The sequence below is a fragment of the Collinsella sp. OM07-12 genome, assembly GCF_003438275.1.
Taxonomy (GTDB): Bacteria; Actinomycetota; Coriobacteriia; order Coriobacteriales; family Coriobacteriaceae; genus Collinsella.
The window spans coordinates 17,974-32,972 of record NZ_QSTQ01000012.1 but is presented as its reverse complement, the minus strand read 5'-3'; the positions used below and the strand labels follow the sequence as shown (position 1 = coordinate 32,972).

Annotated in this window: 13 protein-coding genes; 3 read left to right on the top strand and 10 right to left on the bottom strand. The window is 60.3% G+C overall.

Going from position 1 to position 14,999, the window contains the following annotated elements:
* Positions 1-190: 190 nt before the first annotated feature.
* A complete protein-coding gene (locus tag DXB98_RS05720) occupies positions 191-1,243 on the bottom strand; it encodes a branched-chain amino acid aminotransferase (RefSeq protein ID WP_117734869.1) in 1,053 nt (350 codons plus the stop codon).
* Between the two features lie 287 nt (positions 1,244-1,530).
* The gene (locus tag DXB98_RS05715) at positions 1,531-2,178 is read right to left on the bottom strand and encodes a DedA family protein (RefSeq protein WP_117743441.1); all 648 of its coding nucleotides are present in this window, start codon (positions 2,176-2,178) and stop codon (positions 1,531-1,533) included.
* Between the two features lie 223 nt (positions 2,179-2,401).
* Here DXB98_RS05715 and cysE point away from each other — a divergent pair, with 223 nt between their 5' ends.
* A complete protein-coding gene (cysE, locus tag DXB98_RS05710; protein WP_117717063.1) occupies positions 2,402-3,106 on the top strand; it encodes a serine O-acetyltransferase in 705 nt (234 codons plus the stop codon).
* Between the two features lie 107 nt (positions 3,107-3,213).
* Here cysE and DXB98_RS05705 read toward each other — a convergent pair whose 3' ends face one another.
* From DXB98_RS05705 to DXB98_RS05690, 4 genes are all read right to left on the bottom strand, one after another.
* Positions 3,214-5,220 carry an ABC transporter ATP-binding protein gene (locus DXB98_RS05705; RefSeq protein ID WP_199407130.1) on the bottom strand — a complete coding sequence of 669 codons (2,007 nt, stop codon included), beginning with the start codon at positions 5,218-5,220 and terminating at the stop codon, positions 3,214-3,216.
* 1 nt (position 5,221) lies between these two features.
* The gene (locus DXB98_RS05700) at positions 5,222-6,946 is read right to left on the bottom strand and encodes an ABC transporter ATP-binding protein (RefSeq protein WP_117734867.1); all 1,725 of its coding nucleotides are present in this window, start codon (positions 6,944-6,946) and stop codon (positions 5,222-5,224) included.
* Positions 6,946-7,446, bottom strand: a complete 501-nt coding sequence (locus tag DXB98_RS05695; RefSeq protein WP_117734866.1) for a MarR family winged helix-turn-helix transcriptional regulator — start codon at positions 7,444-7,446, stop codon at positions 6,946-6,948. The genes DXB98_RS05700 and DXB98_RS05695 overlap by 1 nt, the downstream gene beginning before the upstream one ends.
* A gap of 181 nt (positions 7,447-7,627) precedes the next feature.
* Positions 7,628-7,918, bottom strand: a complete 291-nt coding sequence (locus DXB98_RS05690) for a hypothetical protein (RefSeq protein WP_006235631.1) — start codon at positions 7,916-7,918, stop codon at positions 7,628-7,630.
* A gap of 295 nt (positions 7,919-8,213) precedes the next feature.
* Here DXB98_RS05690 and DXB98_RS05685 point away from each other — a divergent pair, with 295 nt between their 5' ends.
* The gene (locus tag DXB98_RS05685) at positions 8,214-8,735 is read left to right on the top strand and encodes a nitroreductase (protein ID WP_117734865.1); all 522 of its coding nucleotides are present in this window, start codon (positions 8,214-8,216) and stop codon (positions 8,733-8,735) included.
* 63 nt (positions 8,736-8,798) lie between these two features.
* On the opposite strand, the gene DXB98_RS05680 is transcribed toward DXB98_RS05685, so the two are convergent.
* From DXB98_RS05680 to DXB98_RS05670, 3 genes are all read right to left on the bottom strand, one after another.
* Positions 8,799-9,374, bottom strand: a complete 576-nt coding sequence (locus tag DXB98_RS05680) for a hypothetical protein (protein WP_147326603.1) — start codon at positions 9,372-9,374, stop codon at positions 8,799-8,801.
* A gap of 84 nt (positions 9,375-9,458) precedes the next feature.
* Complete coding sequence (locus DXB98_RS05675) at positions 9,459-10,676, bottom strand: helix-turn-helix domain-containing protein (protein ID WP_117734863.1); 1,218 nt, start codon at positions 10,674-10,676, stop codon at positions 9,459-9,461.
* A 266-nt stretch (positions 10,677-10,942) separates the two neighbouring features.
* Entirely contained in the window at positions 10,943-11,977 is a 1,035-nt protein-coding gene (locus tag DXB98_RS05670; protein ID WP_117734862.1) for a YeiH family protein, read from the bottom strand.
* 193 nt (positions 11,978-12,170) lie between these two features.
* Between DXB98_RS05670 and DXB98_RS05665 the strand changes: the two genes are divergently transcribed.
* Positions 12,171-12,872 carry a GntR family transcriptional regulator gene (locus tag DXB98_RS05665; protein WP_233502147.1) on the top strand — a complete coding sequence of 234 codons (702 nt, stop codon included), beginning with the start codon at positions 12,171-12,173 and terminating at the stop codon, positions 12,870-12,872.
* 120 nt (positions 12,873-12,992) lie between these two features.
* Here the strand turns inward: DXB98_RS05665 and glmS are convergent, their stop codons facing one another.
* Positions 12,993-14,840: a glutamine--fructose-6-phosphate transaminase (isomerizing) gene (glmS, locus tag DXB98_RS05660; RefSeq protein WP_117743440.1), complete on the bottom strand. Its 1,848-nt coding sequence runs from the start codon at positions 14,838-14,840 to the stop codon at positions 12,993-12,995.
* Between the last annotated feature and the right edge of the window lie 159 nt (positions 14,841-14,999).

Sequence of the window (14,999 nt, the reverse complement as noted above, 5' to 3'; positions counted from 1 at the left end):
ATCTTTATTCAGATTAATTGTTGCCTGTTGCGACAACGTCGTTCCCGCAGAGCGGAGAGCAAGTTCCCTCCCGGCGCACTCCGCAGAACGCAAGAAGCCCTCGCCGCACGAAGTGCGCAGCGAGGGCTTCTTGCATGTCCGAGGACGCGCCGGGAGGGAACTTGCTCTCCGCCCGAACAGGAAAGGATAATTACGCGACGGTGTAAACCCAGTCGTGCTTATCCTCAACAGCACCAGACTGGATGCCCGTCAGGGTCTCGCGGAGCTTCTTCATCACAGGGCCGATCTCGGTGTAGCCAGCCGGGAAGGTCACGGTCTCGTCGGCGCCGTAAACCTTGTTGTCGATCTCGCCGACCGGAGAGATGACGGCAGCGGTGCCGCACAGACCGCACTCAACGAAGGTGCCGGCCTTGACCTCGGCCCACTCGACGGGACGCTGGTCGACGGTCATGCCCAGATCCTCGGCAACCTGAACGAGCGAGCGACGGGTGATGGAGGGCAGGATGGAGTCGGTGTGCGACTGCGGAACGACGAGGGTGCCGTCCTCCTTCACGAACAGGACGTTCGCGCCGCCGGTCTCCTCGACATAGGTGCGGGACTCGGAGTCGAGATACAGGTTCTCGGCATAGCCCCCGCGATGGGCCTCCATCGTGGGCTTGAGGGACATGGCATAGTTAAGGCCGGCCTTGATGTTGCCGGTGCCGTGCGGTGCGGCGCGGTCGTACTCGGAAACGCGCAGCTTGACGGGCTTAAGGCCACCCTTAAAGTACGGACCGACCGGGGTCACGAGAATACGGAACGTGTACTCAGGAGCGGGAGCCACGCCGATCACGTCACCGGAGCCGATCATAAATGGACGCACGTACAGGGTTGCACCGGAGCCGAAAGGCGGAACCCAGGCGGCGTTGGCAGAAACGACCTGCTTGACGGCCTCAACAAACTTGTCCTTGGGGAACGGGGGCATCTCGAGGCGCTGGGCAGAGTTATACATACGCTCGGCGTTCATGTCGGGACGGAAGCAGACGATGCTGCCGTCCTCGGCGGTATAGGCCTTCAGGCCCTCAAAGACCTCCTGGCAGTAATGGAAGATGCCGCCGCACTCGGAGACATGCAGGGTGTGGTCGGTGGTCAGGCCACCCTCGTCCCACTCGCCATCCTTCCAATGAGCCTCGTAGCTGTAATCGGTCTTCATGTAGCCAAAGCCAAGGCTACCCCAATCGATATCCTTCTTCTCGACAGCCATATGTCGCTCCTTACATACACAGTTGCATACTCGCGAACCCGCACGCAAGGACCGAGGCCGACCGCGTCGCAACGTCGCACGCCCGGAGCGTAGAGCCGGACGGGACACGCGAACAGCATCAAAGCCGATGGCACGTCGGTTCGCATGCACGAGATTGTACTCCCCGCATGCGTTGGATAAAACGTTTTTCTTTAACTAACTAAAGTATTTTCATTTGACCGAAGCAAAGGGCCCGCCACCGTAAACGGTGACGGGCTTCAACGGCACGGTTTGCGCGCTGGCTCGAGCTACGCGTTCTTTTTGCCCAGCTTAGCCTTAACCAGACCGACCACAGTCGGGATGATCGACACGGCAACGATACCAACGATTAGCAGCTCAAAGTGCTCCTGCACAAAGGGAATGCCGCCAAAGAAGTAACCCAGCAGCGTAAAGACCGTCGACCAGGTGATACCGCCCAGCACGTTATAGATGACAAAGTTACGCCAGTGCATGCCGCCCATACCGGCGATGAAGGGCACAAAGGTGCGGATAAACGGGAAGAAGCGACCCAGGAAGATGGCCAGGTGGCCCCACTTGTCCAGGAAGTCCTCGGACTTTTTGATACGCTCGGGCGTCATGGCCTTCACCTTGCCCGAGGCGATGATCTTTTGGCCAAAGAAATGACCGATCATAAAGTTGCACTGATCGCCCAAGATGGCAGCCGTCCATGCGACGGCCAACAGAGCCACGATGTTAAAGCCGCCGTTGTGGGCAAAGAAACCCGAGGCAAACAGCAGCGAGTCGCCGGGAAGGAACGGGAAGAACACCACGCCCGTCTCGACAAAGATAATCAGGAACACGCAGCCGTACGCCATAAGCGGGCCGGCGGCGATCCAGCCGGCGATCGCAGTGCGCGGATCCTTAAGCAGCTCGGCGATAAAATTGATGAAACCCATGAAGTAAAACCTCTCAGTTGTGGGCGCGGACACGTCCAAGTTGACCAGTATACGGTTACGACACGGCCACGCACACGACCTTACAAAAGCGTGACTTCATTACCAGCAAGTTTGCATAATTGACACCTGTCGCGCAAAGCAGGCAAGATTGCCCTTTCTAATCCCTAGCGAATCGCTATACTTTATTGAATTGCATTGTCGCGGCGCTAAGGGAGGGCGGCCGGTGAGCTTTATCAATACCATTCGCGAGGACATCAAGACCGTCCAGGCACAGGATCCCGCTGCGCAAAACGGCCTGGTCATCTTCCTCTCCTATCCCGGCCTACACGCCAAGTGGAACCACGTACCCGAGCACTGGCTCTGGGAGCACGGCCATCGCTCGCTCGCCCGCGTGCTCTCGCAAATCACCCGCCATATCACTGGCGTCGAAATTCACCCTGCCGCGCAGATTGGCAAGCACTTCTTTATCGACCATGCCATGGGCGTCGTCATCGGCGAAACCGCCATTGTGGGCGACAACTGCGTACTCTATCAGGGCGTCACGCTCGGCGGTACTGGCAACGAGACCGGCAAACGCCACCCAACGCTCGGCAACAACGTCACCGTGGGCACGGGCGCCAAGGTGCTCGGCAACATCCGCATCGGCAACAACGTCAAGATCGGCGGCAACTCGGTCGTCGTCAAAGACGTGCCCGACAACTGCACCGTCGTGGGCGTGCCGGGACGCATCATCAAGCGCAACGGCTGCCGCGTGTTCGAGGAGAGTTTCGACGCCAAGCAGCATCGCGAGTACATGCCCGATGACGCCGCCGAGCAGAGTGCCCTCAACCGCCAAGGCATCACCGAGAACGCCCGCCGCGTCAAAGAACTCGAGCGAGAGGTGGCGGAGCTCAAGGCCCTCGTCGCCAAGCTCGTGGACGAACGCTAGGGCTGCGGACGGTACAGACCCGCATCAACGCAAGAAGGCGCGCCAGGGAATCAATCCCCCGGCGGGCCTTCTTTTCGATGTGACAAGGGAACTGTCCCTTTGTCACCTTAGGCGAACTGACTCAGATAGAGGTCGGCGTAAGCGCCCTCGGCTGCGAGCAGCTCCTTATGTGTGCCCTGCTCGATAATGTTGCCGTGATCCATGACCAGAATCAGGTCGGCATCCACGATCGTCGACAGGCGATGCGCGATCACAAAACTGGTGCGCCCGCGCATGAGCGCGTCCATGGCGCGGCCGATGGCAAGCTCGGTGCGCGTGTCCACGCTCGACGTCGCCTCGTCCAGGATGAGAATCGCCGGGTTGTTGAGCAGCACGCGTGCAATGGTCAGCAGCTGGCGCTGGCCCTGACTAATGCTCTCGGCATCGTTGGCCACCCGCGTGTCATAACCCTGCGGCATGGTACGCACAAAGAAGTCGACCTGCGCGGCGCGCGCAGCCGCCACGATCTCGTCGCGCGTCGCCTCGGGACAGCCGTAGGCGATGTTCTGCGCAATCGTGCCATCAAATAGCCAGGCGTCCTGCAGCACCATGCCAAACTGCTGGCGCAGCTCGCCGCGGTCCATACGGCTCGTGTCCACGCCGTCGAGCGTAATGCGGCCACCGTCGATCTCGTAAAAGCGCATGAGCAGGTTGATGAGCGTAGTCTTGCCCGCGCCCGTGGTTCCCACCACGGCGATCTTCTGGCCCGGCTCGGCGGTAAACGACACGTCGCGCATAAGCGGCTTGTCGGGCGAATAGCCAAAGCGTACATGCTCAAAAGCGACGCGACCCTCAACGCGACCCGGCAGCTTGGCGGCCTCGTCCGGCAGCGGATCGGCCTCCATCTCGGGCTCATCGAGCAGGTCGAACACGCGCTCTGCGCTCGCCAGCGCGCTCTGCAGCGAGTTAAAGGTAAACGACAACTGCGTCATGGGTTCGGACGCCTCGTAGATAAACTGGAAGAACGCCTGGAACACGCCGACGGTCATGTGACCGGCAACCAGCATACTGCAGCCCACCAGCGCGATCACGATCTGCGCCAAACGGCCGATAAAGCGCACCGCAGGGCCGACGGCGTTAATCATAAAGTCGGCCTTGGCACTCACGCGCGCCAGCTCGCCCGAGGCTTCGTGCACCTCGGCAGAACTCTGGCGTTCGCGGTTGAACGCGCGAATCACCAGACGGCCCGAGTAACCCTCCTCAACCGCGCTCGTAATCTTGGAGACCCATTCCTGGCGCTCACCGGTTACGTCATGCGTGCGGTGCGAGACCACCTTGGTCACCAGCAGCGATACCGCCGTAAAACCCAAAAAGATCAACGTGAGCCTAACGCTATAGACGAACATCATGATGATGGCGCCCGTCACGGTGCCGATCGACATCAGCAGCTGCAGCAATCCGCGCTGCATGCTCTCGGACATCTTGTCCAGGTCGTTGGTCGCGCGGCTGACTACCTCACCGGGGCGATGCGCATCAAAGTAAGCGAGCGGCAGACGGCTGAGCTTTTGCGCGATGCGGTTGCGCAGGCGCAGGTTGAGGCGCTCAGCAACACTCGACATCAAAAAACTCTGCAGTGCATAGAACGATCCGGCGGCCGTCCAGATTAAAAAGTAGATGAAGATGGTTCTGCCGCAGCTCTCCCAGGTGATGTTGAAGGTGGTGTCGTTGGCAAACGCCACCTGTATATGGCCCCACAGCTCGTCGATGACATGAGCGCTATATGCCGGCGCGGCGGTGTTAAAGATGACGTAGAACACGATGCTCACGAACACGATATAGAAGCGCCAATGGTCGCCGGTAGCCTCGTTCCACAAACGGCGCACCGTCGCCCAGGTATCCCGAGGCGTCTCGTCCTCGTCTTCGTCGTCCACGTCGCGCATACGCTCTGCCTCGGCACGGGCGCGCTCGTCCTCGGCTCGTTCGTTTTCCTCGTACAGCGCTTGGCGACGAGCCTCGCGCTCGGCCGCTGCCTTGGCGGCATCGTCCAGCTCGGGTACCGCGGCAGCCGTTTCCTCAACCAATCCCGCGGCAGCGGCGTCATCAACGCCGCCCTGCTTCTTGAGCTCCTCGGTCATGCTACTCACCTCCCTTCATCTGCGATTCCGCGATAGCGCGGTACACCTCGCAGGTCTCCATGAGCTCGTCGTGCGTGCCTAGGCCCACGACCTCGCCGTCCTTGAGCACCACGATCTGGTTGGCATGCAAGATCGTCGAGATGCGCTGCGCGATGATGAGCACCGCAGCGTCGCGCGTCTCGTCTTGCAACGCATGGCGCAGGGCGGCATCAGTCTTAAAGTCCAGGGCCGAAAAACTATCGTCGAAGATATATAGATCGGCATGCTTCATGAGCGCACGGGCGATGGCCAGACGTTGGCGCTGGCCGCCCGAAAAGTTCGTGCCGCCCTGCGCCACCGGGGTATCGAGCCCCTGCGGCTGATCGAGCACAAAGGTGCTCTGGGCAACCTGGAGCGCATGAAGCATGTCTGCCTCAGTCGCGTCTTCGTTGCCAAAGCGCAGGTTGCTTGCCACGGTGCCCGAGAACAGCCACGCCTTCTGCGGCACATAGGCAATACGCCCGCGGATGTCGTCTTGCGAAAGTTCGCGCAGATCGACGCCGTTCAGGCGAATGGCGCCCTTCGTGGCATCGTGGAAGCGAAGCAAGAGCTTGGCCACCGTTGACTTGCCCGATCCCGTCGAGCCGACAATCGCAGTCGTCTGACCGCGGCGACAGGCAAAGTTCAGATCGCACAGCGTGTCCTCGTCGGCATCGTCAAAACGAAACGACATGTGATCGAACACGGCGACCGCATCCGATCCGTCCTTTGAGTCGGACGCGCTCGCGTCGAGCGTGCGTTCGCCATCCACGATACTCGGCTCAATCTCCAGCACCTGCTGCGCGCGGTTCAGACATGCGGCGGCGCGCGGGAGTGTCAGCACCACCATCTGCGCCATCATCACAAAGAACAGAATCAGGATCGCGTACTCCAGCACGGCCGAGATGCTGCCGATTTGCATCGCATGGGCGCCCACGCGGTTGCCGCCCACCCACAGCACCGCCACCTCGGCGATGTTCATCAAAAAGAAGCTGGAGCTGTCGAGCCCCACAAACAGGTGGTTGACCTTAATGGCATTGTCCGCGTAATCGCTAAACACCTCGTCCAGGCGCTGCTCCTCATGGCGCTCCTTGTTAAACGCACGGATGACGCGCACACCCACGATGTTTTCGCGCAGCACCACGTTCATACGGTCGATAAAACTCTGCAAGCGCATAAAGATCGGAGCCGCGTTGGCAACCGTAAAGACCGCCGCAACCAGCACGATCGCAACCACGACGCCCAGAAGCATGCCCATGGCCGAATCGATGAGCCAGGCGAAGATGATGCCTGCCACCGCCAGGAACGGCACCGGCAGCACCAGCTGGATCGTCTGCAGAATCGCCTGTTGAATCACGTTGATGTCGTTGAGCGAGCGCGTGATCATCGAGCCCGTGCCAAAGCGCTCAAAGTCACTGGCAGACAGCTCGAGCGACTTGTCGTAGACGGCATTGCGGATATCGCAGGCCACGTTGGCGGCCAAGCGCGCCGAAAGATAGCAGCCCAACACCGCGCCGCCGCTGGCCATGCCGGTCGCGATAAGCATGTAGAGGCCGTTGCGCAGGATGTAGTCGACATCGCCCGTGGTGATGCCGGTGTTGACCATGTTCGCCAGCATCGTAGGAACCAACAGCGTACCGACGTTGTCGATTAGCAGCACCAACAACGTCACCGCGACAAGCCTGCGATACGGCTTCATAAACCTCATTAAGAGTCGCACGACTCCCCCTCACCTTGATTCTCGGCCTGGCTCTCGGCAGCGATATGCTGCTTAAAGGCATCGCACTCATCGCCGAGCGCATGGGAAAATTTTCCGATTAGGCGCATGATTTCGCGCTGTTCCCAGGGCTCGAGCACTTCGAAAGCCTGTTGCTCGGCTTCTTGCGCCGGCAGCGCATATTGCTCGGCAAACCGCATGCCCGCTTCGGTCAAACGCACAACCTTGTTCTTACGGCTGCCTTCGGCAAACTCCAACGTTGCGAAACCCCGCGCCGTCAAGGTTTTAATTGCCGAGTTGATAGTCTGCTTGCTGTAGAACCATTCGCTTGTCAGACGGCTTACGGCAACACTGCCGCCCGCCGTGCTGGTATCGACGAGCATCCAGTAAGCGCAGTCCGAAAGACCGCAGGCGCGCGAGAACTCCGAATAGATATGGTCGAGTCCATTGAGCAACCGGTCGAAATCGACCAGTGTAACCGCACTATTCATCTATCCCACCATTCGATTGTCCGATTTTTGACCAATTTTGTATCTCTATATTAGTCCGAGTTTTGACTATCGTCAACAGGCGCTCCGCAAATGTTTGCACTTTTATGGCCTATCGGCAGAAAAAGACCGCCGGCGCGGGGGCAGCGCCAGCGGTCACGTGAAATTCGGGTTTTATTGCCTGTTAAGCGGCGACTGCCTCATAGACCGTAGCGCCCGAGAAGCTATCATGCAGGCTCTTGCCGGCAATCCACGGCAGCTCGACGACCTCGCAGACCGTGTTGACCAGCTCGGAGCAGTCAGTAAAGTGGCCCTTGTCGTTGAGGGCCTCGCAATCCTGAACACGCCAATAGCCATCGGTGTGCGTGATGTAGTACTCGTGATCGTTGATCGACACGAAAGCGCGCGTCTTGGAACGCAGCAGCTTCAGAAATCCTTCGAAATCGGTCTCGACGACATCTCCAGCCTGGAACATGATAGTTACCTCCTGGCCCGGCGCCACCACAGCGCATTGATAAACGTTGGTTCTCCTTTAGTAAAACCTTTATCAGAGCTTATACGCGCATCATTTAGGCAAGTGGTAAAAAACCGCAGGGTAGACGGGATAAAACGTTTAACCATCCCATTTGTTTGTCACATTCTGAAGGCACTTTTATGCAAACTCACTTTCCCAATTGGAATCTATCCTTTTGGCCGGGCAATTGACCGTCTATCGTTTGAGCCCGACGGGTATGAACGGGGCATCTGCAACGCCATCGCAAGGAGACACCATGGAGACTATCGAAGCGCTCATTCACCGCCGCAGCTGTCGCAAATACAGCGATCGCCCCGTCGAGGCCGAAAAGCTTGCACGTATTATCGAAGCCGGCCAATATGCACCGAGCGGCATGGGCCGCCAGCCGGTGACGTTTGTCGCCGTCACCGACCCCGCGACCGCTGAGCGTCTCTCACAGCTCAACGCGCAAGTCATGGGCAGCAACAGCGACCCCTTCTATGGCGCCAAGACCGTTGTGGTGGTGCTGGTCGACCGCAGCGTGCCCACGCATCTGGAAGACGGTTCGCTTGCCATGGGTAACCTGCTCAATGCTGCCTATGCGCTGGGCGTTGATTCGTGCTGGATTCACCGCGCGCATGAGGTTTTCGATTCGCCCGAGGGTCTGGAGCTACTGGCCAGCTGGGGTCTACCCGCCGACGGAAGCCTACGCGGCGTCGGTCACTGCATTCTGGGCTATGCCGAAGACGCACTTCCCGAGGCAAAGCCGCGCCGCGACAACGTGGTCTACGTAAGGTAACCCAGGAGCGTCATAGGGGTAGCTAATTTGGGACGGGGCTATTTTAGCTACCCCTCTCGCAACTTATATTGACGTCGCCGTTGTCGTCGTTTCGTTCGTGTGAGTCGTTTCGGCTTCGCTGCTTTGTTCGTCCTCGTCCTTTTGCGCATCGGCGATGGTGGTGGCCGCCGCGACGATACCGCGTTGGGGCACAACGCCCGTCTGGGTCTGTGCGCCCTCGACAACTTCTGTGCCTGCATGCGCGAGCTCGGGCGATTTAAACATTGCGTCCAAGTTGGCGCCGCCGCCGGCGTAGCCAAGCGCAGCGAGCGCGATGACGATCGCTGCAACGACAACCATGATCGGCACGTAGCGATGCCAGCCGGCGGGATTGAGCCCGCTGCGGCGAGCCGCCCCGCGGCTGATGTAACCGAGTGTGCCGTCGTGCTTGAGCTTTGAGCCCACCACGCGCTTGCGGCCCCACAGCGACGACTCGGCCTGCATAGCCAAGCGAGCGCTTGCCGAAGGATAGCCATATTTAGTGCGCTTGAACGAGCCATCAAACCCCGAGGCGTGTTTGCCCCACGTCACCGATGTCGTGCGTCGGTTAACCGGCGCGGCGCTCCGTCTTCTGCGGCTCGGTTTTGAAGTCTCAGCCATATGCCCTCGCACGCCGTAACCAAATCGAAACAATAACGCTTTGGACTGTAGCACACGCGTCGCGCGCGGTCACGGGCGCCTCGCTCAACGGTCATCGTCCTTCAGCAAGCGCCACAGCGTTGTACGGCTTATACCCAGCACCTCTGCCGCACGAGTCCGGTTGCCGTGGAGATGATCTACAACCAGATGCGCGATATCTCGCTCGGTATCGGCCAGCGGTCGCAGGATATACAGGTCGCTTTCGAGCGTCGGGGCGCCAAAGGTTGCGGTCTTAATCACGTCCTCTTGGGCGAGCACTTCCTCCGCCACAGCGCGGTCCACCGTGCCCGCCCCCACCAATATATACAGTCGTTCCGAGACCTCGCGGAGCTGCAGATAATTGCGCGGCCAACGGTAAGCATCGAGCGTCTTCGTCGCCGCGGCAGACAGCGTGGGCGCTGCCGTCCCAAATGCATCAGCGAGATATTCCAAATAGCGCGCAGCCTTCGTCGACGCGGCTCCCTGCTCGGCGATTGCCGGCGCCACGCTCACCGCACAGGCGAAGCGCTCGGTCACAAAGGCGGCTTGATCACTTTCGCTGCCGCCCGGCATGTCATTCGCCGTCAGCACCACATGGCAGCGCGTCGCCAACGCGGTGTCGGCCATCGTGGAAACGAGCTCGCGGAGGCGCTGGGGGCCAACCGCGTTCCAGCCCTCAATGCAAAGGGTCAGCCCCGTTTGGAACAGCGGCGATTCGGAGCTTTTGAGCATATGGCGCCAACCGCGATCGGTGAGTTCATCGAGCGCGACGGAAACAAAGGGCTGATCGGCAAAAGGACCGTCCAGATAGAGGCGCTTGGCTATCTCGACCTGACCCGCCCCCAGCTCGCCCTCGAGCATAAGGGGCACTCCGCGCGCGTAGCTCTCGGCGACCGGCGCAGCCATCGAGGCCGCCCCCTCAACGATGCCGTACGCGCTCGATTCGTAGCGGGCCTCAACTTCGTCGGCATTGAGCCATTCGATGCCCGCATGTGCCGCGGCGCCGCGCACCTCGCGGACCACGGCGACCCAAAGCCCCCCGCCCTCTTTGTCGGTGGGGCGAACGGTCAGGCTCAGGCGCGCACCCGCACGTCCCATAACCAGACGCGCGCCGTCTCCTATACGGTCGAGGCGTTCGGTAACAAAAGCCGCCACATCCCGCTCAAGAGCCGCGTCATTCATGGTAGAAATCGCGACGTCCCCCCGCGCATCGATTGCCAATGCCGAGGCCCCGGCAGCAGCCAGGGCCTCGGTCAAGATGTTCAGCTTGGAATCGCTATCCATGATTTGCCCCTGTCCGCGGCGACGTGCAGCCGCCGACGGTCGCACGACCGAGTGTTTCAAAATTGAACGATATTGCTCACCAAACACTATAGGGCAGAAAGCGCCGTCCTGCGAGTATAGGTGTTGCCCCGCATCGCCATCCTGGCGGGGCGATAAGAGCTCTTCGGGACCTATCAACCTGCGGACAAGCCATACCCGCAAGAGCTCCTATCGCTCCACCGCAGGCATGCGCTCACCAGCAGCCAACACGCAAACTGGCTACTTCTCTACCAGATTCCCAGCACGTACTGCATTCCCAAGCTCATGCACGCAATGCCAATCCAGCAGCAAAGGCCCAGCGCAATGGGCTTACCGCCCTTTTTGACCAGCTCAACGATATCGGTATTGAAACCAATAGCCGCCATGGCCATCACGATAAAGAACTTCGAAAGCTCCTTGATAGGTGCCGTAACGGACGCGGGAAGCTGAAGCACCGTGGTGATCACGCTCGCCAGCACGAAGAACAGCACAAACATGGGAAACGCGCGTTTAAGCGAGAACGTGCTTTTGGCGTCGCCGCCAGCCTTGCGCGCTAGATGCATCTGCCAGCATGCGAGGACCAACGTAATGGGAATAATGGCCAGCGTCCTGGTGAGCTTGACCACCGTGGCGCTCTCGAGCACATTGGCACCGGGATGCATGCTGTCCCAGGCGCTCGCCGCAGCCGTTACCGACGAGGTGTCGTTGATGGCGGTGCCGGCAAACATGCCAAAGCCCTCGTTGGTCAGCCCGAGCATGCCGCCGAGCGTCGGAAACACGAGCGCCGCGATAACGTTAAACAGGAAGATGACCGAAATAGCCTGGGCAATCTCGCGATCGTCGGCATCGATGACGGGTGCGGTCGCGGCGATGGCAGAACCGCCGCAAATCGACGAACCCACACCCACAAGCGTCGCGATCTTGCTCGGCACGTTCATGACGCGGCAGAGCACGAAGGCGGCAACAAGCGAGGTCGAGATCGTCGCCACGATAATCGGCAGCGACTGGGCGCCCTTGGACAGAATCTGCGAGAGGTTCATGCCAAAGCCAAGCAGGATAACCGCGTACTGCAAGATCTTTTTGGATGTATAGGTGACGCCAGCAGCGAGCGGTTCGCGACGATTCTTGGGAAAGACGAGAGCCAGGACCATGCCAAAGAGGATGGCAAATACCGGCCCGCCAACCACCTCGATCTGCTTGCCGAGCAGCGTTGCGGGAATGGCGATGATCAGGCAGAACAAGACGCCCTTCCAGCGCTCGCGTACGATATTTGCCAGTTGCATATGGGATTCCTTCTTCCTATTTCACGTTTGCGACGACTTACGATACGACAACGCTAAGCGCAATCCCGCGCAAACGCAGGAAAAAATGTCGCAAAAGTTATCGGGCGGCGATTGAATTACCCACCGCGGAGGGCTGACTCGCGGCATAATAAACAACTGACATATGAGTGTGAATGAACGGTTGCGAGGCGCTATGGAAGAATCGATGCACATCGGCGAGCAAGAAGCGAGCCTACAGGACCAGTCCTACCACACCATTCGACGCAAAATCGTCTACCTGGACTACAAGCCGGGCGAAAAGCTGGGCGTTAAACAGCTTTGCGACGACCTGGATATGGGGCGCACCCCTGTGCGCGAAGCGTTGGTGCGTCTGGCGCAAGAGGGCTTGGTGCGCACCGTGCCCCAAAGCGGCACCTATGTCTCGCCCATCAACCTTACCCTTGCCGAGAGTGCCTGCTACATTCGCGAGCACCTGGAAAAGCAGGTGATCGTGGAGTGCTGCGCGCGTGCCACCTCGGTGGGCATCGAGCAGCTCGACCGCGCCATCGTGCTGCAGGAAAAGGCGATGGCCGAAGAGGATCGCATCGGCTTTTTTTTGAGCGACAATCTCATGCATCGCATGATCTTTAGCATCGCATGCCGCAGCACCGTGTGGTCGTGGCTCGAGGAGACCAATGCCGACCTAGAGCGCTTCCGCTGGCTGCGCGCCGCCACGCAGACGCTCGACAAGCAGGAGATTGTTAACGAGCACAAGCAAATCCGCCGCGCTATTGCCGGACGCGACCCCATCGAGGCGCGCTTTTTGGTGAGCAAGCACCTGCACATGATGTTCCGCAACCAGACCGAGATTCTGGACCAGTATCCCGAGTACTTCGAGACCAGCAAGCTCCGCTAACCTGCCAAAACCACCACAAAGGGGACAGGCACCTTTGTGGTGGTTTCTCCGTACAAAAAGGCCCGGCTCCGTCTGATGACGCGGAGCCGGGCCTTGGCTGTTGGAACGCCGGAACATCCGCTACTCGACAGTAACGCTTTTCGCCAGGTTTCGGGGTTGGTCGACGTCGCAGCCGCGCAGGATGGCGACCTCGCGGGCGAGCAGCTGCAGCGGGACGCTCGCCGTGATGGGGCTGAACACGTCGCGGACTGCCGGCACGCGGATGATGCAATCGGCGATCTTGTTGATCTCCTCGTCGCCCTCGGTGGCAACGACGATGACCTTGGCACCCCGCGCCTTGCACTCCATAAGGTTCGACACGGTCTTGTCGTAGGTGGCGCTCTTGGTGGCCACGGCGATGACAGGGAAGCCCGGGTCGATCAGGGCGATGGGGCCGTGCTTCATCTCACCGGCGGCGTAGGCCTCGGCGTGCAGGTAGCTGACCTCTTTGAGCTTGAGCGCGCCCTCGTAGGAAATGGCGGCGCCCATGCCGCGGCCCACGAACAGCGCCGATTGCGCGCCCTTGCACAGCAGGGCGGCCTCATGAACGGTCTCGGTTTGGGTATCCAAAATCCACTGGATCTGCTCGGCCGTATCGGAAAGCTCGCGGAACAGCATGCGCGCCTGCTTGGTGGTCAGGCGGTACTTGACCTGCGCCAGCAGCAGCGCCAGCAGCGTCAGGCTCACAACCTGGCCGATAAAGCTCTTGGTCGAGGCGACCGCGATCTCCTTGTTGGCCTTGGTATAGATGACGCCGTCGCTCTCGCGCGCCACCGGGCTGCCCACCACATTGGTGATGCCGAAGACCTTGGCACCCTTGATGCGCGCGTCGCGAATGGCGGCAAGGGTATCGGCCGTCTCGCCCGACTGGGACACGGCCACAACAAGCGTCGTCGGCGTGATGATGGGGTTGCGGTAGCGGAACTCGCTTGCCGCCTCGACCTCGGTAGGAATACGAGCCCAGCCCTCAATAAGGTTCTTGGCGATGAGGCCAGCGTGATAGCTGGTGCCGCAAGCGATCACGTAGACGCGGTCGATATCGTTGAGTTCCTCGAGGGACAGGCCCAGCTCGTCGATATCGAGCTCGCCGGCGGGGGTCATACGGCCCACCAGCGTATCGCGCACGACGCGCGGCTGCTCGTGGATTTCCTTGAGCATAAAGTCGGGATAACCGCCCTTTTCTGCCATGTCCAGGTCCCAGTCGATGTGGGTGACCTTGGGCTCGATGACGTTGCCGGCCTCGTCGGTGTACTCGACGCCCGCGGGCGTGAGCTTGGCAAACTGACCGTCCTCGAGCACCACGACATCGCGGGTGGCGTCGATGAGCGCGATGACATCGGAAGCAACATAGGAGCCGGTTTCGCCCACGCCGACTACGATCGGGGAATCCTTGCGGGCCACGGCGATCACGCCGGGCTCGTCAGCGCACACGGCGGCCAGACCATAGGCACCGACCACGTGGGTGCAAGCCTCGCGCACGGAGGCCATCAGGTCGTGCGTCTCGGCATAAGCCTCTTCGATCAGATGCGCGAAGACCTCGGTATCGGTCTCGCTCTTAAAGTGGTGACCACGGCCCTCCAGCTCTTCGCGCAGCTCGGCGAAGTTCTCGATGATGCCGTTGTGGACGATGGCGATACGACCGTCGCAGCTGGTGTGGGGATGGGCGTTAACGACGGAGGGCTTGCCGTGGGTGGCCCAACGGGTGTGGCCGATACCGCAGGTAGCGTCGCTGTCGATGTTGGAAAGCTCGCTCTCCAAGCCCGCGACCTTGCCCACGCGGCGGATGACGTCGAGGTGCGCCGCGGCGCCCTCACCCACCTCGAGCGCGACGCCCGAGGAGTCATAGCCGCGATACTCCATACGCTTAAGACCCGTGACCAGGATGTTCTTTGCAATATCAGAGCCGGTGTAGCCGACAATTCCGCACATAGGATAAATCCCTTCGTTCGCGTGACTGCAAGACGTCCACGCACAGGGGGCGCTGAGACGTATAACGTTCGAGTATTGTACTCACGCAAGCGCAAGCTGATATACCAGAAGTGGTATCTCAACTTAGATACCACCCGATGCACACATGCCCAGCCGGTC